Raw genomic sequence first — 17,656 nt, 5'->3', positions numbered from 1 at the left:
CATCCTAACGCGGTCCTGCATGTTGCCGGGCATGGGCATTACAGCCAACCCGCCTGCGCGGCGTTCATGATGGCCATTTCGTTGGCTTGCATCTCGAACGGCGAGGCCGGCAGTTGCGGCGCCTTCAGCGCGCGGTCGATCAAATAGCTTGCGCTCGCCAGATGCAGGTCTTCGGGAACGCGCTGGCCGTTGGTCACGTAGAACAGGCGCAGCCGGTTGCGGATCACCGCGTCGAGCGCCGGGCCGAGCGACACCGATTCGTCGATCTTGGACAGGATGCAGCCGGCCAGGCCGACGCCGCGGTAGTGGCGCACGACGTCTTCGAGCGTGTGGCCGTCGGCGTTGGCCGCCAGGAGCAGGATGCGCTCGACCGGGCGGCCGGCGGCGGCGAACATCGCCGCCTGCTGCACCACGCGCGCGTCGCGCTGGCCCATGCCGACGGTGTCGACAAAGACGATGTGGCGGCCGGCGAGGTCGGCCAAGGTCAATTCCAGTTCGGCCTCGTTCTGCACCGCGTAGACCGGCACGCCGAGAATCTTGCCGTAGATGCGCAATTGGTCCTGTGCGCCGATCCGGTAGCCGTCGGTGGTGACGAGCGCGACGTGCTGCGGACCGAACTTCATCACCGCGCGCGCGGCGAGCTTGGCCACCGTCGTCGTCTTGCCGACGCCGGTCGGGCCGACCAGCGCGAAGATGCCGCCCTGGTCCAGGAGTTCGCGGTCGGCCTCGGCGCACTTGAGGTTGTGCGTCAGCGCCGAGCGCGCCCATTTGCTCGCGACCTCGCCCTCGTACTGGCCGGGCATCTTGGCGATCAGCTGGCGGATCAGCGCCGAGGACAGGCCGGACGACAAGAGGCTGCGGAACAGCTCGGCACGGTTCGGCGAGCGGTCTTCGAGGTGGTTCCACGCGAAGGTCGCCAGCTGGCTCTGCAGGATGCTGCGCAAGAGCTTGATCTCGTCGCCGATCTGGCGGATGTCTTCGGACGACGCGGCGTCTTGGCGCAGAGCGGCAGGCTCGGGCGCCGGGGCCGCCGCGTGCGGGACCGGTTCGGGGGCGATCACCGGCCGCGGTGCGGCTTCCGGCTCTTCGCGCCGGTTCGCAGCCGGTTGGCGCGGCGTGCCGGCGGGCGAGCCGAGGTGGTCGCTGAACGGGAGCATGGAGCGTTCGGGCGGGCGTTCGGCTGGCTGCGGATCGTTCGGGACGATGGGCGTCGCGGCCGGCTTTGTCGCTTGAAACTGGGGCTGCGCGGGAGACGAGAGCCCTTCGACCGGCATCGCATAAGTGCGCGCGATCGCGCGGTTCAGCGCGTTGCCGCCGGCTGCGGGCGCGGCCGGTGCCGCGCGCAGAGCGCTGCCATGGGTATTGCGCGCCGGGTGGCGGCTGTTGGTCGACAGCGTGGTCGCGAGCGCGGCGACGTCGGCGTCGGCGACCGCCATGATCTCGACGCCGCCGCCGACCGTCGGCCGGTTGGACAGGATGAGGGCATCGGCGCCCAGTTCCTCGCGGACCTGGCGCAGCGCATCGCGCGTGGTTTTACCGAAATACTTTTTGACCACCATGACCGATTAGCCCTTGCTTCCGCCTATCACGGCAATTATACGAATGGATTTGCTGTCGGGGATCTCGTTATGCGAAATGACCCTCAATTGTGGCAGTGCGCGTCGCAGAAAACGCGCAAGCAACGGCCTTAAGCCCGGCGGCGTCAACAGCACCGGCGCGTAGCCCTGCGCCTCGACCTGCTCCGCTTCCTGCGCGGCGCTCGACAGCAGGTTCTCGGCCAGCCCCGGCTCGAGCCCGCCGCCGGCCTTCGACTGCACCGCCTGCATCAGCACGTTCTCGAGCATCGGGTCGAGCGTCATCAGCGGCAGCTCGACCTCGCCGGGGAACAGCTGCTGCGCGATCGCGCGCGACAGCGCGGCGCGCACCGTGCCGGTCAGCTCGTCGATGTCCTGCGTCGTGCCGACGTGGTCGGCCAGGGTTTCTACGATGGTGCGGAAGTCGCGGATGTGGATGCCGTCGGTCAGCAACTGCTGCAGCACCTTCTGCAGCGTGCCGACGTTGACCACCTTCGGCACCAGGTCTTCGATCAGCTTAGGCGATTCCTTCGCCTGGTGGTCGATCAGCGCCTGCACCTCCTCGCGGCCCAGGAGCTCGGCCGAGTGGCTCTGCAGCAGGTTCGACAGGTGGGTGGCGACGACGGTCGACGCGTCGACCACGGTGTAGCCGAGCGTCTGCGCCTCGTCGCGCTGGGCCGCGTCGATCCACAGCGCCGGCAGGCCGAACGCCGGGTCGGTGGTCGGCACGCCCTGAACCTCGCCCGACACGCGCCCCGGGTTGATCGCGAGGAACTGGCCGATATACGCCTCGCCCTTGCCGACCTCGACGCCCTTCAACAGGATCCGGTAGGCGTTCGGCTTGATCTCGAGGTTGTCGCGGATGTGCACCGCCGGCACGAGGAAGCCGAGCTCCTGCGCGATCTTCTTTCTGATGCCGCGGATGCGGCGCAACAGTTCGCCGTCCTGGCCGCGGTCGACCAGCGGGATCAGCCGGTAGCCGACCTCGAGCCCGAGCGGGTCGACCGGCTGCACGTCGTTCCAGCTGACCTCGGCCATTGGCGTTTCGAGCGCCGGCGGCGCCTCGGTCTGGCGCGCGACCTCGTCGGCGGCCGTGCGCGCCTCGCGCTTTTCCATCCACCACGCGAGGCCGGCCAACAGGCTCGCGATCAGGAGGAAGGCGAAGTGCGGCATGTTCGGGATCAGGCCGATCAGGCCGATCACCACCGCGGTGATGTACAGCACCTGCGGCTTCATGAACAGTTGGCCGAGCAACTGTTCGGACATGTCTTTCTCGGTGCCGACGCGCGACACGACGATGCCGGCGGCGGTCGAGATGATCAGTGCCGGGATCTGCGCGACGAGGCCGTCGCCGATGGTCAACAGCGTATAGGTGTGCGCGGCCTCGCCGGCCGGCAGGTCGTGCTGGAGCACGCCGACGATCAGGCCGCCGACGATGTTGATCAGCATGATCATGATGCCGGCCATCGCGTCGCCGCGGACGAACTTGGACGCACCGTCCATCGCGCCGAAGAAGCCGGCCTCCTCGGTGATGGTCGAGCGGCGCTTTCGCGCCTCGTCCTCGCCGATCAGGCCGGCGTTGAGGTCGGCGTCGATCGCCATCTGCTTGCCGGGCATCGCGTCGAGCGTGAAGCGCGCGGACACCTCGGCGATGCGGCCGGCGCCCTTGGTGATCACGACGAAGTTGATGATGGTGAGGATGACGAACACGACGACGCCGATCGCGACGTTGCCGCCGACGAGGAAGGTCGCGAACGATTCGATCACGTGGCCGGCGGCCGCCGGGCCGGTGTGGCCCTCGAGCAGGATGATCCGCGAGCTCGCGACGTTCAGCGACAGCCTGAGCAGCGTGGTGACGAGCAGCACCGCCGGAAACGCCGAGAACTCGAGCGGCGCGCGCACATTGATGCCGACGAGCAGAACGATCACCGACACCGCGATATTGAAGGTGAAGAAGATGTCGAGCAGGACGGGCGGCAGCGGCAGCACCATCATCGACAGGATCAACAAGATGAGCACCGGGCCCGCGAGGCGGGTCAGGTTGAACGTCTTGAAAAAATCGCGGAGTTTATCCATTTATCGGTTTAAGATCAGCGCGGTGCGGTAGCTTGCGGTCGTTTCGATTGCGGGTCAAGCTCGGGCGGAACGTCGAGCGCGTCGGGGAAGACCGGCGCGAGTCCGCCGTTGATTTCATAGGCCTTCAACTGGTAGACGTAGGCCAGCACCTGCGCCGCCGCCTCGAACAATTTGCCGGGGATTTCCTCGCCGATGTCGGCGTTGAAGTAGATCGCGCGCGTGAAGCTCGGCACGCGCATCAGCGTGACGCGGTGCTCGCGGCCGGTCTCGATGATGCGCTCGGCCAACTTCAGCGCGCCCTTGGCGACGACCTGCGGCGCGCGCATCCCTTCCTCGTACTTGATCGCCACCGCGTAGTGCGTCGGGTTGGTCACGATCACGTTCGCCTTCGGGATCTCGCTCATCATCCGTTTGCGTGCCGCCTCGCGCTGCAGCTGGCGGATACGGCCCTTCACCTCGGGCGAACCTTCCTGTTCCTTGTATTCCTGCCTGACCTCTTCCTTGGTCATCCTCAGCCGCTTGTGGTACTGCCACAGCTGCAAGGGGACGTCGACCACCACCAGCAACAGCATCGCGCCGACCACGATCAGGAAGGTGTGGATCAACAGCTCGCCCAGCCTAACGATGCCGACTTCCAGCGGCAGGCTGACCAGGCCGACGATCTCCATCCTGTCGGTCCAGATCACCCAGGTCGCGACGCCGCCGATCAGCACGCTCTTGAGGATCGCCTTCAGCCCTTCGCCGGCGGCGGCCACCGAGAACATGCGCTTGATGCCGGAGGCCGGGTTCAGCTTAGAGAACTTCGGCTGGATGTTCTTGAAGGTGAGGTTCCAGCCGCCGATCATGAGCGGCGTGATCGCCGCCACCAGCGCCAGCGCGCCTAGCGTCGGCAACAGTGCCATCAGCGTGTCGAGGAAGGCGTCGCGAAAGCGCGTCATGATGACGTCGTTGGTCTTGAGCGTCGCCATGTCGAAGGTGTACAGGCGTCGGATCACCTCCATCAGGAAGGTCGCGAGCGCCGGCCCCTGCGCCATCAGCATCGCGACGCCGGTCATGGTGACGGCGAAGGTCGCCAGTTCCCGCGAGCGGGGCACGTTTCCCTCTTCGCGCGCCTGCTGCAGGCGCCGTTCTGAGGCGGGTTCGGTGCGTTCGAGGTCGGAGTCTTCGGCGGCCATCGCTTAGGGCGTTCCGGGTCGGCGGTAAACGCCGGTGACAAAAGGGTCGATGTTAGCCTAAGGGGCGGATAAGTAATAGCTTTACGACGAGGGAGTTTCACGCAGCGGCGGCGATGCGGCGGGGCCGGCCATCGGGTAGAATCGTGCCGGTCCCGATTCCGTTTTTTCCTGCCCATGACCCCTTATCTCGACCTGATGCGCCACGTGCTCGAGCACGGCCACGCCAAGTCCGACCGCACCGGCACCGGCACGCTGTCGGTGTTCGGCCACCAGATGCGCTTCGACCTGGCCGACGGCTTCCCGCTCGTGACGACCAAGAAGGTCCACCTCAAGTCCATCATCCACGAGCTGCTGTGGTTCCTCGCCGGTGACACCAACATCAAGTATCTGAAGGACAACGGCGTGTCGATCTGGGACGAGTGGGCCGACGAGAACGGCGAGCTCGGCCCGGTCTACGGTTACCAGTGGCGCTCGTGGCCGGCGCCGGACGGCGGCAAGGTCGACCAGATCGCCAATGTGGTCGAGATGATCAAGCAGAGCCCGGACTCGCGCCGGCTGATCGTGTCGGCGTGGAACCCGGCGCTGGTCGACGAGATGGCGCTGCCGCCTTGCCACAGCCTGTTCCAGTTCTACGTCGCCGACGGCAGGCTGTCGTGCCAGCTCTACCAGCGCTCGGCCGACATCTTCCTCGGCGTGCCGTTCAATATCGCCAGCTACGCGCTGCTGACGATGATGGTGGCGCAGGTCTGCGGCCTGCAAGCGGGTGACTTCGTGCACACGCTCGGCGACGCGCACCTCTACAGTAACCACCTGGAGCAGGCCCGCCTGCAGCTGTCGCGCGAGCCACGTCAGCGTCCGGTGATGAAGCTCAACCCGGCGGTGAAGGACATCTTCGGCTTCAAGTACGAGGACTTCACGCTCGAGGGCTACGACCCGCACCCGGCGATCCGCGCGAAGGTGGCGGTATGACGAAACCGACCGTGACGCTGGTCGCGGCGATGGCCGAGGGCAACGTGATCGGCGTCGCCAACACCCTGCCGTGGCACCTGCCGGAGGACCTGAAGCACTTCAAGGCGGTCACGCTCGGCAAGCCGATCGTGATGGGGCGCAAGACCTACGATTCGATCGGCCGGCCGCTGCCGGGCCGCCGCAACGTGGTGGTGACGCGCAACCGCGACTGGCACGCCGACGGCGTCGAGGTCGTGTATTCGCTGGCCGATGCGCTGGCGACCTTGGCCGAGGTCGACGAGATTTGCGTGATCGGCGGCGGCGAGCTGTTCGCGCAGGCGATAGCGAGCGCTAACAAGCTGTCGCTGACCGAGATCGCGCTTGAGGTCGACGGCGATGCGTTCTTTCCCGAGGTCGACAAGAACGTGTGGCGCGAGGCGTCGCGCGAGGCGCACGTCAGCGCCGCCGGGCTCGCTTACGCCTTCGTCGAGTACGTGCGCCGCTGACCGGCTTGGCCGGACAGGGCTCGGCCAACCTTGAACATCACATAAAGCACAGGGCCGCGCTCCTTTTTAGGAGCGCGGCCCTGTGCTTTTGGTGGCGGTCTTAACGCGGCGCGGCGAAATGGCCGACCGACGCTTCGGCCAGCTCGGTGTAGGCCTTGCAGAACTCGGCGACGGTGGCGCGCACCGCGTTCACGTCGCGCGCGCGTACGTGGCCGAACAGCCCGGTCAGCATCGCCAGCGTGTGCTCCATGCGTGCGCTGCCGCCCTTGAGGATGATGAACAGGCAGCGCTGGCTTTGCGGCAGCAGGTCGGCGAGCAACTCCTGCAGGTAGCGGTTGCGGCTGCGGTCGTAGACCGCGCCCAACAGTTCGACGCCGGTCTCGTAGTAGCGCCGCCAGTCGCCGGCGGCCTCGCATTCGGCGAGCGCGGTCAGCCGCGCGTCGAAGGCGGCGAGGTCGTCGCCGCGCCAGCCGGTGGCCAGCTCGCTGAACAGGCGGTCGAGCAGCCAGAACCACAGTTCGAAAAAGTCGCGCACGTCGTCGCGGCTGATGCCGGCGACGACCGCGCCGCGGCGCGGGTAGATGTCGACCAGGTGGCGGCGCTGCAGGATCAACAGCGCCTCGCGGATCGAGCCGCGGCTGACTTCGAGTTCGGCGGCGATGCGCAGCTCCTGGATGCGCTCGCCGGGCGGCATGTCGCCCTCGATGATCTTCTTGCCCAGGTACTGGGCGATCTGTTCGGTCAGCGAGTCGTTCGCCTTGAACGCCATGGGGATCTCCCGAATCGGAATCGCGCTATTGTGCACGGGCCGGTCGGCCTCGTTCAATCGACCGGCTGTTGGGTAAACAGACTGTCAGGTTGTCGGTCGTCGGACAAAAAAAGCTCGGCCAACCCTACAAAGGTTGGCCGAGCCGCGTTTGGGCGCGTCAGAGCGGGCGTCGCGTCGCGATCAGGTAGTTGACGTCGCTGTTGCCCGACAGGAAGTAGCGGTGCGTCAGCGGGTGGTATTCCATGCCGCTGATGTCGGCGAGCTCCAGGCCGGCGTGGCGCGTCATGCGCGTCAGTTCGGACGGCTTGATGAAGCGCGCGAACTCGTGCGTGCCGCGCGGCAACAGGCCGAGCAGGTACTCGGCGCCGAGGATCGCCATCAGATAGCTCTTGGCGTTGCGGTTCAGCGTCGAGAAGAACACCCAGCCACCCGGTTTCACCAGCCTGGCGCAGGCATCGACGATGCTCTGCGGGTCGGGCACGTGTTCGAGCATTTCCATGCAGGTGACGGCGTCGAAGCTTTCGGGGCTTTCTGCAGCCAAGTCCTCGACCGGCACGCAACGGTAGTTCACCGCGACGCCGGTCTCGAGACTGTGCAGCTGCGCGATCTTCAGCGACTTCTTCGCCAGATCGATGCCGGTCACCGTCGCGCCCTTCACCGCCATGCTCTCGGCGAGAATTCCGCCGCCGCAGCCGACGTCGAGCACGGCCTTGCCGGCGAGGCCGCCGCTATGCGTGTCGATGTAGTCGAGGCGCAGCGGGTTGATCTCGTGCAGCGGCTTGAACTCGCTGTCCTTGTCCCACCACTTGTGCGCGATCTGGCTGAATTTGTCGATTTCCTGTTCGTCGACGTTGCTCATGCGGTCCTCGCTTGGATGCGTGCGCGCCAGTCTTCGGCGCGGCCCAGAAGGTCATCAGGTTTGAGGGTGGCAAGCTCGCGCCCGGCCATCAGGCACTGGCCGTCGACCCACACATGGCTGACCTGTTCGCGGCCGGCGGCGTAGACGACGTGCGAGACCGGGTCGAACACCGGCGCGGTCTCGAGCGCCGTCAGGTCGATCGCGATCACGTCGGCCTGCTTGCCGGCTTTGATGCTGCCGACCTTGTCGTCTATGCCGAGCGCCTTCGCGCCGTTTAGCGTCGCCATGCGGATCGCGGTTGCGGCCGGTACCGCGGTCGGCTCGAGCGTGCCGACCTTGGCGAGCAGTGCCGCCAGACGGGTCTCGGCCAACATGTCGAGCTTGTTGTTCGACGCGGCGCCGTCGGTGCCGATGCCGACGTTGACGCCGGCGGCCAGCATCTTCGCCACCGGCGCGATGCCCGACGCGAGCTTCATATTGGACGCCGGATTGTGCGCCACGTTCACGCCATGGCGCGCGGCGAGCTCGATCTCGTCGTCGCTCAGGTGCACCATGTGCGCGGCGGTCAGCCGCGGCGACAACAGGCCGAGCTGCTTGAGGCGCGCCAGCGGGCGCTGGTGGTGTTCCTTGACGCTGGATTCGACCTCGAAGCCGGTCTCGTGGATGTGGCAGTGGACGAGCATGTCCTCTTCCTCGGCCAGCGTGATCACCTTCTTGAAGGTGTCGTCCGACACGGTGTACGGCGCGTGCGGCGCGAGCACGAAGTCGACGCGCTCCTCGCCGAGGAAGGCGCGGCGTTCGGCGAGCGCCTTCTCGATATAGTCGTCGGCGTCACGGCCGTAGGCGGTAGGGAATTCGAGGATGCTGCAACCGACGAAGGTGCGCAGGCCCGACGCGATGCCGGCGCGCGCGACCGCGCCGTGGTGGAAGTACATGTCGTTGATCGTCGTGGTGCCGCCGCGGATCATCTCGGCCATCGCGATCAGCGTGCCGTCGTAGACGAAGGCGTCGCTGACGTGTTTGCCCTCGGCCGGCCAGATGTGGTTGTTCAGCCAGTCCATCAGCGCGAGGTCGTCGGCGTAGCCGCGCAGCAGCGTCATCGCGCTGTGGCCGTGCAGGTTGATCAGGCCCGGCATCAGCACGTGCGTGTCGAGCGTGTGCACCATGTCGGCGTGGGCGGCGGCCTGTGCGGCGTCGGCCGGGGACAGGACGGCGGCGATCTTGCCGTCCTTGATCGCCAGCGCGTGGTTTTCCAGGACCTCGCCGTCGTTTTCGACGGTGATCATCCAGCGCGCGCGGATCAGCGCGTCAATGCTTGTAGCGGACATCGGGGCAGCCTTAGTGACTCTGTAGAATCGGGCGATTTTAGGCCGCGCCGGGAACGAGGTAAACAACGACAAATGTGTATACTGGCGGTATCCTGCACGCTCATGACAAAACGTTCCGCACAGGCCGTGTGCCTAGGACGACAACCCCGATAAAACATGGCACTCCCCTACGCTGCAGCAGACAAGAAACGCTCGGCCCTGCATCGCCTGACGCTGCGTCAGATGTTTCTGATCGCGGTGGTGCTCGGCCTATTGATCCCGGCGCTCCTGATCACGCTGGTGGGCTTCAGCGCGCAGCGCGATAAGCTGACGCAAGGGCTGGAAACCGACCAGCGACGGTTGCTGGACATCGTGTCGCTCGGCATGCAGGAACCGTTATGGAACCTGTCGCGCCAGGCCGGCAGCCCCTTGCTCGCGTCGGTGATGGACGACGCGCGCGTGATCGCGATCCGCGTCACCGACACCCAGTCGAACACCGTTTTCCTGTCGGCGTTGAGGAGCGAACGGCGCATCGGCAGCGTCGCCTTCGTGCAGAAGCCGGTGCTGTACCGCGGCGAGGAGATCGGCCAGGTCAGCATCGAGTTCGACACCGAGCACCTGGCGATCGAACTGAACAGCCAGCTGAAGAACCTGATCCTGCTGGTGTTGGCGCAGCTCGCGCTGTCGGGCCTGCTCATCTTTTGGCTGCTGCAGTCGCGCTTCTTCAGGCCGATGCAGACCTTGACCGAGCAGGCGACGCAGCTGGCCGGCCTCAAGCTCGACGAACCGTTCGCGTGGAGCCGCGGCGACGAGCTCGGCCGGCTCGGCAACCACCTCGAGTGGACGCGCGCCGAACTGAAGCGCCTGATCGACGAATTGCGCGCGAAGACGCTGGCGCTCGAATCCGACATGGCGCGCCGCCGCGAGGTCGAGGAGGCGCTGCGCCGTTCCGAGGGCAAGTACCGCGAGCTGTTCTGGTCCAACCTCGACGGCATCGTGATCAGCTCGCTCGACGGCCAGGTGCTCGACGCGAACCCGGCCTTCCTGAACCTGATGTGCTACAGCCTCGACCAGCTGAAGCTGCAGAACTTCTGGACGCTGGTCGCCAGCGACAGCGAGCCGGTAGAGCGCTTCAACCTCGACAACAAGGTGATGCGCTTCGGCTATTGCGACGACTTCGAGGCGGCCTATATCAATAGGCTCGGCAACCCGGTGCCGGTCAGCGTGAAGACGGTCGCGATGCGCGACGCCGGTGGCCGCATCAGCGCGGTGTGGCGCATGGTGCGCGACATCTCCGAGCGTCGCGAGGCCGAAGAACGGATGCAGTTGGCGTCCAAGGTGTTCGAGAACACCGTCGAAGGCATCATGATCACCGACCCCGACCTGCGCATCCGCAGCGTCAACCGCGCGTTCTCCAAGATCACCGGCTACAGCGAGGATGAGGTGCTCGGCAAGAAGCCGTCGGTGCTGTCGTCGGGCCGCCATGAGCAGCCGTTCTACGAATCGATGTGGCAGTTGCTGTCCGACGCCGGCGCGTGGCAGGGCGAGGTGTGGAACCGCCGCAAAGACGGCGAGGTGTACCCGGAATGGCTGGCGATCAACGCAGTGCGCGGGGCGGCCGGTGAAATCACCCACTACGTCGCGGTGTTCAGCGATCTGTCCGAGCGCAAGGCGGCCGACGAGCGCATCCAGTTCCTCGCGCACTTCGACGTGCTGACCAACCTGCCGAACCGTGCGCACATGCAGGACCGCGCCGAACTCGCGATCCAGAACGCGGTGCGTGACCACCACAAGCTCGCGCTGCTCCTGCTCGACCTCGACCGCTTCAAGACGATCAACGAGTCGCTCGGCCATTCGGCCGGCGACGCGCTGTTGCAGGCGGCCACCGAGCGCATCAAGCGCATCTTTCCGCAGACCGGCATGCTCGCGCGCCAGGGCGGCGACGAATTCATCATGTTGTTGCCGGTGCTGGCCGAGCCGGCCGAGGCGGCGGCGGTCGCCGAGGCGGTGCGCGAATCGTTCGCCGAGGCGTTCGATGCGCACGGCCACCGTCTGACGATCACGCCGTCGATCGGCATCAGCGTGTTCCCGGACGACGGGCGCGACTTCGAGACGCTGGTGCGCAATGCCGACGCGGCGATGTACCTGGCCAAGTCGTCGGGCCGCAACAGCTACAAGTTCTACACGGCCGACCTCAACGCGCGGGCGCGCGAGATCCTCGCGATCGAGAGCCAGCTCAGGTTCGCGCTCGAGCGCGACGAGTTCGTGCTGCACTACCAGCCGCTGGTCGACATGTTGACCGGCCGCGTCGTCGGCGCCGAGGCACTGATCCGCTGGCAGCATCCGAACCTCGGCCTGATCGGCCCGGCCGGTTTCATCCAGGTCGCCGAGGAGCGCGGCTTCATCGTGCAGATCGGCAACTGGGTGATCCGCGAGGCGTGCCGCCAGCTCGCCGAATGGCTGGCGCGCGGGCTGCCGAAGATGACGGTCAGCGTCAACCTGTCAGCGCTGCAGTTCCGCCAGCAGGACCTGACGGCGGTGATCGAGGACGCGTTGACCGAGTACGGCCTGTCGGGCGACTGCCTCGACGTCGAGGTGACCGAAACCGTCGTGATGGAAGACGCCGAGGCGACGCTCGCGGCGATCAAGCGCATCAAGGCGATGGGGCTGTCGCTGTCGATCGACGACTTCGGCACCGGCTACTCGAGCCTGTCCTACCTGAAGCGTTTCAAGGCCGACAAGCTGAAGATCGACCGCTCCTTCGTACGCGACATTCCGGGCGATTCGGACGACGCCGCGATCACGCGCGCGATCATCAATATGGCCAAGTACCTGAACATGCAGGTGGTCGCCGAGGGCGTCGAGACGCGCGAGCAGTGGGACTTCCTCGCCGGCGAAGGCTGCGACCTGGTGCAGGGCTACCTCGTCGCCAAGCCGATGCCGGCTGCCGAATTCGCCACGCGCTACGGCGAAACACCAGGCGTCGAGTTGGCCGAGCTCGGGCTGTAAGCCTCCGATCCGTTCCCAGGCTTGGACTGGCTGAGCGAAGCGTCGCGAAGGCCCGACCGACCGGCCGCAGGCGCGGCTCAAACCAAAAGCCTGGCTGAGCCCCCTTGGGGGCTCGGCCAGGCTTTTGTGTGTCCGCCGTCGTTTGCGACGGCTGTAGGTTTGCAGAGTTCGTGAAAAATGCGGCCCTTGATTTCTAAGGATTTTTTCACTGTCGTGCGCACGCACGAGTACCTCAGGATGTGCAGACTACGTGAAGAATTCCTACAAAACTTGCGATATTTATGAGAAAAAGTTGCAAGACAATTAAAATCAATGGCTTACAGTGGCGTTACCTGAAAAATAAAAACTGTGGCGTGACTCTCGCTGCAGCTTCTCAAGCCAAATCCGTAGCTGCATCGCGGTCGCTACTGCATTAGGTGGAAGTGCGACAAAGGCGCCTTAGATTCTTTCTACTTTGGGAAAGCTCCTTAACCTCGCCTAGTCGCTAGCACGTATGGCTAACGCGCGCTTAAGTTATGCTATTCAAGACGTTCGGCGTAGCATCTCAGCATCATCCGATCCCCTCCGCATGCGTAGCAGTCACCGTCATCGATTACCCCCTTGCCTCTGCACGCCGGACACTTCACCAGTTCGTACAGGGAACGATCCAGCTGCTCCGCTGCCCCGGTGGACATAGACCCCTCCCCACCACACGCGGGACAGTCCTCACCAAGGTACTGGCCCTTGCCCTTGCAAATAGGGCATTGTTGGAGATCGTATTTCGAAACGTCCACGCGGTCCGCATAGCGCCTTTGCATTGTCCGGTTACCCTGACACTCGGGGCAGTCATCACCGTTATAGCGGCCCTCGCCATCACAGAGAGGACAGTCCACCTCTTCAAAGTCGATAAAGTCAATCCGCTCTGCCGCACCCCGCGCCATCTCACCCTCCCCGTAGCACGCCGGACAGTCATCCCCTTGCAACTTGCCCTTGCCACGGCAGAGCTGGCAGGGAACTATGTCAAACTGGCTGAAATCGAATTGTTCTGCGAACCGGCGCTCTAATTCACCCTCACCGCCGCAGGCAGGGCAGTCCCCGTGCTCGTAGCTTCCCTCACCACTGCAGAGCTGACACTTGACCAGTTCGAACTCGGTAAGGTTAACCTGGAGGTCTTTGTCTACTGAGCCATCCCCGGAACAAACAGGGCAGTCGTAGCCATTGTGGGTTTTGGTTCCCTTGCACAGCGGACACCATACCAACCCGCTATTTAGCAAGAACTCTTCCTCAAATGAAGCAGCGGTTTCCAACTGTTTCCTGGTGGTGGTCCCCCTTCGAGCCTGTCCTGCTGCGAGCTGATCTGCCAATCGGGTCAGGGTTGGCCGCACCGCATCTAAACCCGGTTGGGAGGCAAATTTGGGTAGCTGTGCCAAAGCCTCCTTTGCAATCCGCTCGACAGCATCCACCTCGACCTTCTGGGTTGCGCGCGCTAGCTTCTCCCGCATCTCGCTACACAGGGAAAGCGTGGCAGCAATCTGTTTGCATACCTCGGCTTGCCCCTGCCAAGCGATCCGCTTGAAATGATGTAGGCCTCGCTTCAGAGCAACGATGACCTCGTTATCAGCGCCCTTAGGGCCAAAACAACCGTTATCGAACTTGGTGTGGTGGTTGGCGCATAGCCAAATCAGGTTGTGCGGATGGTTGCTTCTGCCCGTGTGCACAGGGTCTATATGCGCCGCCTCTCCCGCCTGGCCTGAGGATTTGCAGAGCGCACACTCCAAGTTCGCCTCGAGTCGAATTTCCTCTCTAATGGCGTCGGGGAGTGCAGGGCGCTTGTCGTCTTTGGCAGGCCAAGGAGCTCTGAGCCAGGCATCGTAGCTCTTCAGCTCGGCCTCCTCAAAGTACAGTGCACCATCGGCCATTTTTGCAATGGCCAACTTGCGTGAATCCCTCCACTTGGCTTGATGGCTTGTCAGATATTGGAGGAGCTCAGGAGACATACCTATCAAGGCGGCCGCCTGGTACTCATTTAAGAGATTAGCTTTCATTTCATTTCATCAGTGCTGTGATGAGACCAGGAGGCTGTAGCCAGCACTCACCTCAAAGATGGGCTCCCCTGGCCTCGTTTTGTCACCACCCTAGCTCAGTAGGCCAATTCACATGGCCAATCTTAGGAGCCTAGCTAGTACCCCCCCATGACTGACGGCCGCTATCGGCCCAAAGCGGAGGTTTGGACGGGCGGAACAATGGTTGCTCCGCAGCGTATTGTAGGCTTTCGCGTGTCTTCCGGCCCCAGTCTAGGAGCGGACAACCGGCAGTGTCCAATAGACCTTGTCGACAAAATCCCACTGCCTACACTGGGACCGCTGCACCTGCGGCGGCAACAGGCTGGTACGCCTTTAGCTGGTGAAGAAACTGAACAAAGTTTCGGAGTAAGCCTCGCTCTACGTCGGTAATCCGATCTGAGTCAAAGTGCATGACATCATTGCGAAGTTGACGTATCACATCTAGCTCCTTTACAAAAACGCCACGGTCAGCTCGGAGCCCCAAGCGTGCCCAGTTGTCATGATTCTGGATCAGCCTGACATGCTCTCCCAGTGTCAGGTCAGCCACAGATTCGATTGCGCGTTCGGGATCATTCTCGTTGCGCACGGCCTCCAGCTCCCGCTGAGTGAAGCGACCGTCGATCAGTGCTCGGATATGGTTTTCAATTTCACCAATGAGCAGGAATGGTTCAGCAAGGTCTTGGAACTGTTGGCTAAGGTCAGTGGTGGTTAGGATTCCAACGACCACGCGCCGCTCATCGCGTACCAACACGTACGAGCTTTCGATTATTCGATTGATTACTTGGAAAATCGAATCGGTTGTCTTAACTTCGACCTGAGGCCGCATACATTCGCGAACGAAGCGGGGTGTCGGTTGACTTAGTGTCATCGCAGGCCCAATGCTTTCCCAACTAACAACCCCGCGAACATCCCGCTCGTTGGTCATGACAGGAAGCTGGGAATAATCGTGCCGCAACATCAAGGTCGCAGCCTCTTCCAACGTGGCGTCTGGACCGATAGTGACTAGCTGCAATCTAGGATCAAGCAGTCGGCTTACCCGATATGCCGGCTCCACGCCAGCACCGCCAACAAATTCGACCACAGCTTGTAAATCTTGAGCCGCGGGTTGGTTGACGGCCTGTTGGCCGGGTTCCTCATCCACTTGTGGCTCCTGCAGCGCATTGGGGAGCGCGAGCTGAACGCGGCCGTCAATGTGCGAGCCTTCGAAGTCGGGCTCTGTGATTAGGCCGGCGTGCTCGAGCGCACGTCGAACCAACCAATTCACGTTCGCTCCTCTCCGAAGCGCATTGAACCAGCCGATGAGCTCTCGGACGGAGATGGGCTCCATTGGTCGGCCATCTCGAAGTGATTGGGCAATGTCGTTAAGGTGGCGATTTCTAGCTTCGGCGTCCATGATGTTCGTGAGAGACGGTTATAAGGAGAATAGAAAAAAGTGTAGTTGAGGGATATAGCGTGCAACCATCACGATGGTCGTCGCCCTTTAGCATCGCGGCGAACTCCTTGAGGGTATGCGAGAGCGAGGTTCGGATCAAGGTGGTTGCACCGGCTCCAGTAGGCATTCCTCGCCTATGCCGAAATCACTTGAGTGATTTAACTTCAGCCAAAATTGCTTTGAAGTCCTCTACCGCCAGACGCCTACTCATGTCTGTACCTATAAGCCCGCACATGGTCTCTGGCTTTGTCCATTCGCCTTGACCTTTCACCCCTTCTCCAGGGTGAACCAAGTCTCTTTCTTGAATGGTCTCAAGTAGCTTTTCAAAACGGGCTCTAAGTTCATCTTCAAGCCGCTGGCGGCTAGTTCGGCTCATCACTGGCATATCTGGCTACCTTCAAATTAAATCCTGAGGGAATTCTGGCGGAGAGCATGGGTTCTGGCAACACGTCTACCCAGGGGCTGCAGCTACGGGAAGTATGGCGAGCTGATCATAGTGGTCTGGGCGAGAGTAATGAAAATTGTGCCAAACCTTTTCAAAGAACGGCATAAGTGTGGCTAGCGAAGTAGCCTCAGGTGAGGTAATCATACATTCCCCATCAAGTATGGCAGCTTCCCCTTCTGGAGTAGCCACCTCACTTGGGTTACCTCCAGCATCAAGGATGGTCAAGCCAAGCCCCCCAACACCGATGATATTTACCCGCACCTCATATGGTTCTGAGCAACCGAGTGTGCGTAGTGCGGCCCTAGCGCTGTCCAACGTTGCCACGAATCGTTGTTCGAAGTCTGGTGGAAAAACCCGAGTGCCTTGTTCACCTTCAGGATAAATAGAAAGTGCATCACTCAACACTAGCTCCCCATTTGTGTAGAGTGTGTTAAATGCCGAGAATATGCGCTCAGGTTTTATAGTAAATCGCTCTCCGAATAAGGCACATGACAGTCGACGTAGCCAGTGGGATGGCGGTGGTGGAATGATACGAGTTTCATAGCTGTGTATGCCAACGACACTTCTGGCCAAGCGATCGCAGCAGAGTGGCGAAAAGCTGGGCAAGACAAGACTGCCTTGTTGCAGACTTTTTACCAACCCATCGATATTCCAGCCCCCTATATCGTTCCGAGGCCGAATGGCCAGATCAAAACGGGGGGAGGGCTTCTCCCAGGAGTCTTCTGGTTGGCCTTCCTCATCGATCCGAATGAGACGGATTCCTAGTACATGACGTTCTGTCTCGAATCGCCAAGGACCTCTCTGATTGTCGTCAAGGCATGGCCTTGTAAGCTGAGTACTGTCGTTAGCCAACAGAATTTCCCTGATTACTTGGACAGTCAGTAGGCTAGGTAAGGCGGGGTTGTTTTTGGCTTGATGGTCGCGTATCAGGATCAGAAGCGCGTTAAATACGGCCTGGGTCGAGGTGGTATGTCGTGCAATCTGATTAAGCGCTTGTTTTCTCCAACCCTCCTCACTGAATCGCTCTCCAAACTGAATCCGTGCTAAGTAGCAAAATGCACTTTCTTCCGAAATACTGGAAAAGCGACAAAAGTCGCTCAGACGTTTTTTGGCAGCGGCACTCGCATTGCCCTGAAAGGCGGCAAGGTCAAAATACTGACGCGTATCTTGTCGCAACTCTTCCAGATCGCCAAATCCGTGAGGGCACACCAATTCAACAATGCTGGTATGGCAAAGAGCGAGTTGTGAGATTAACTTGCCGAGCTCATTTGCTCTCGACAGCTCTCTGATAGACCAGCCGGCCTTTCCGGGGGACGCGCTTTTAACTTGCACGAAAGTCTGTGCGCCAGTATTGAAGGACAGAATGATGTCGTCGATAAAGACCCGCTCCGTACTTCCTTTGTTGCCCGTTGCCTCGGCGTAGACAGCGATAAGTGCCGGCTCGTCCAACATCCTGAGAGCGTAATTTAATGCGACCTGATCCTGGAATGTGAACCCCATGATGGCATTCGTAC

Annotated in this window: 13 protein-coding genes; 3 read left to right on the top strand and 10 right to left on the bottom strand. The window is 62.5% G+C overall.

Annotated elements, in window-relative coordinates; all coding sequences use genetic code 11:
• Positions 1-38: 38 nt before the first annotated feature.
• Genes flhF through flhB form a run of 3 tightly spaced genes read right to left on the bottom strand, consistent with a single transcriptional unit; the run spans position 39 to position 4,825 of the window.
• Positions 39-1,559 carry a flagellar biosynthesis GTPase FlhF gene (gene flhF / locus DWG20_RS01150; protein ID WP_115432030.1) on the bottom strand — a complete coding sequence of 507 codons (1,521 nt, stop codon included), beginning with the start codon at positions 1,557-1,559 and terminating at the stop codon, positions 39-41.
• Positions 1,560-1,565: 6 nt separating this feature from the next.
• Positions 1,566-3,650 (bottom strand): flagellar biosynthesis protein FlhA, encoded by a 2,085-nt coding sequence (gene flhA / locus DWG20_RS01145; RefSeq protein ID WP_115432029.1) that lies wholly within the window; start codon positions 3,648-3,650, stop codon positions 1,566-1,568.
• A 14-nt stretch (positions 3,651-3,664) separates the two neighbouring features.
• Complete coding sequence (flhB, locus tag DWG20_RS01140) at positions 3,665-4,825, bottom strand: flagellar biosynthesis protein FlhB (RefSeq protein ID WP_115432028.1); 1,161 nt, start codon at positions 4,823-4,825, stop codon at positions 3,665-3,667.
• Between the two features lie 174 nt (positions 4,826-4,999).
• Here flhB and DWG20_RS01135 point away from each other — a divergent pair, with 174 nt between their 5' ends.
• Both DWG20_RS01135 and DWG20_RS01130 read left to right on the top strand, forming a co-directional pair.
• Positions 5,000-5,794, top strand: a complete 795-nt coding sequence (locus DWG20_RS01135; RefSeq protein ID WP_115432027.1) for a thymidylate synthase — start codon at positions 5,000-5,002, stop codon at positions 5,792-5,794.
• Complete coding sequence (locus DWG20_RS01130; protein WP_115432026.1) at positions 5,791-6,279, top strand: dihydrofolate reductase; 489 nt, start codon at positions 5,791-5,793, stop codon at positions 6,277-6,279. Before DWG20_RS01135 ends, DWG20_RS01130 begins: the two co-directional genes overlap by 4 nt.
• 100 nt (positions 6,280-6,379) lie before the next feature.
• Here the strand turns inward: DWG20_RS01130 and DWG20_RS01125 are convergent, their stop codons facing one another.
• The 3 genes from DWG20_RS01125 to DWG20_RS01115 form a co-directional block, all read right to left on the bottom strand.
• Complete coding sequence (locus DWG20_RS01125; protein WP_115432025.1) at positions 6,380-7,048, bottom strand: GntR family transcriptional regulator; 669 nt, start codon at positions 7,046-7,048, stop codon at positions 6,380-6,382.
• 157 nt (positions 7,049-7,205) lie between these two features.
• Positions 7,206-7,907: a bifunctional 2-polyprenyl-6-hydroxyphenol methylase/3-demethylubiquinol 3-O-methyltransferase UbiG gene (gene ubiG / locus DWG20_RS01120; protein ID WP_115432024.1), complete on the bottom strand. Its 702-nt coding sequence runs from the start codon at positions 7,905-7,907 to the stop codon at positions 7,206-7,208.
• Complete coding sequence (locus DWG20_RS01115; RefSeq protein WP_115432023.1) at positions 7,904-9,235, bottom strand: TRZ/ATZ family hydrolase; 1,332 nt, start codon at positions 9,233-9,235, stop codon at positions 7,904-7,906. The genes ubiG and DWG20_RS01115 overlap by 4 nt, the downstream gene beginning before the upstream one ends.
• Before the next feature lie 156 nt (positions 9,236-9,391).
• On the opposite strand from DWG20_RS01115, the gene DWG20_RS01110 reads away from it, so the two are divergent.
• Positions 9,392-12,223 (top strand): EAL domain-containing protein, encoded by a 2,832-nt coding sequence (locus DWG20_RS01110; protein ID WP_115432022.1) that lies wholly within the window; start codon positions 9,392-9,394, stop codon positions 12,221-12,223.
• Positions 12,224-12,741: 518 nt separating this feature from the next.
• Here DWG20_RS01110 and DWG20_RS01105 read toward each other — a convergent pair.
• The 4 genes from DWG20_RS01105 to DWG20_RS15860 form a co-directional block, all read right to left on the bottom strand.
• A complete protein-coding gene (locus tag DWG20_RS01105; protein ID WP_115432021.1) occupies positions 12,742-14,247 on the bottom strand; it encodes a zinc finger domain-containing protein in 1,506 nt (501 codons plus the stop codon).
• A gap of 304 nt (positions 14,248-14,551) precedes the next feature.
• Positions 14,552-15,658: a CBS domain-containing anti-phage protein gene (locus DWG20_RS01100; RefSeq protein WP_115432020.1), complete on the bottom strand. Its 1,107-nt coding sequence runs from the start codon at positions 15,656-15,658 to the stop codon at positions 14,552-14,554.
• Positions 15,659-15,842: 184 nt separating this feature from the next.
• On the bottom strand, positions 15,843-16,073 hold the full coding sequence (locus tag DWG20_RS15865) for a hypothetical protein (protein WP_147289900.1): 231 nt from the start codon (positions 16,071-16,073) through the stop codon (positions 15,843-15,845).
• A gap of 75 nt (positions 16,074-16,148) precedes the next feature.
• Positions 16,149-17,642 carry a hypothetical protein gene (locus DWG20_RS15860; protein ID WP_147289899.1) on the bottom strand — a complete coding sequence of 498 codons (1,494 nt, stop codon included), beginning with the start codon at positions 17,640-17,642 and terminating at the stop codon, positions 16,149-16,151.
• Between the last annotated feature and the right edge of the window lie 14 nt (positions 17,643-17,656).

Origin of the sequence: Crenobacter cavernae (assembly GCF_003355495.1) — a bacterium.
Taxonomy (GTDB): domain Bacteria; phylum Pseudomonadota; class Gammaproteobacteria; order Burkholderiales; family Chromobacteriaceae; genus Crenobacter; species Crenobacter cavernae.
Note: the sequence above shows the minus strand (reverse complement) of the source record. Positions and strands in the feature narration are given on the sequence as shown.

Excerpts from the sequence above, each read along its gene's own strand:
- DWG20_RS15860 (WP_147289899.1), bottom strand. The coding sequence starts at position 17,642 with ATGGGGTTCACATTCCAGGATCAGGTCGCATTAAATTACGCTCTCAGG.
- flhA (WP_115432029.1), bottom strand. The coding sequence starts at position 3,650 with ATGGATAAACTCCGCGATTTTTTCAAGACGTTCAACCTGACCCGCCTC.
- ubiG (WP_115432024.1), bottom strand. The coding sequence starts at position 7,907 with ATGAGCAACGTCGACGAACAGGAAATCGACAAATTCAGCCAGATCGCG.
- flhB (WP_115432028.1), bottom strand. The coding sequence starts at position 4,825 with ATGGCCGCCGAAGACTCCGACCTCGAACGCACCGAACCCGCCTCAGAA.
- DWG20_RS01125 (WP_115432025.1), bottom strand. The coding sequence starts at position 7,048 with ATGGCGTTCAAGGCGAACGACTCGCTGACCGAACAGATCGCCCAGTAC.
- DWG20_RS01110 (WP_115432022.1), top strand. The coding sequence starts at position 9,392 with ATGGCACTCCCCTACGCTGCAGCAGACAAGAAACGCTCGGCCCTGCAT.
- DWG20_RS01105 (WP_115432021.1), bottom strand. The coding sequence starts at position 14,247 with ATGAAAGCTAATCTCTTAAATGAGTACCAGGCGGCCGCCTTGATAGGT.
- DWG20_RS15865 (WP_147289900.1), bottom strand. The coding sequence starts at position 16,073 with ATGAGCCGAACTAGCCGCCAGCGGCTTGAAGATGAACTTAGAGCCCGT.
- flhF (WP_115432030.1), bottom strand. The coding sequence starts at position 1,559 with ATGGTGGTCAAAAAGTATTTCGGTAAAACCACGCGCGATGCGCTGCGC.
- DWG20_RS01115 (WP_115432023.1), bottom strand. The coding sequence starts at position 9,235 with ATGTCCGCTACAAGCATTGACGCGCTGATCCGCGCGCGCTGGATGATC.
- DWG20_RS01100 (WP_115432020.1), bottom strand. The coding sequence starts at position 15,658 with ATGGACGCCGAAGCTAGAAATCGCCACCTTAACGACATTGCCCAATCA.
- DWG20_RS01130 (WP_115432026.1), top strand. The coding sequence starts at position 5,791 with ATGACGAAACCGACCGTGACGCTGGTCGCGGCGATGGCCGAGGGCAAC.
- DWG20_RS01135 (WP_115432027.1), top strand. The coding sequence starts at position 5,000 with ATGACCCCTTATCTCGACCTGATGCGCCACGTGCTCGAGCACGGCCAC.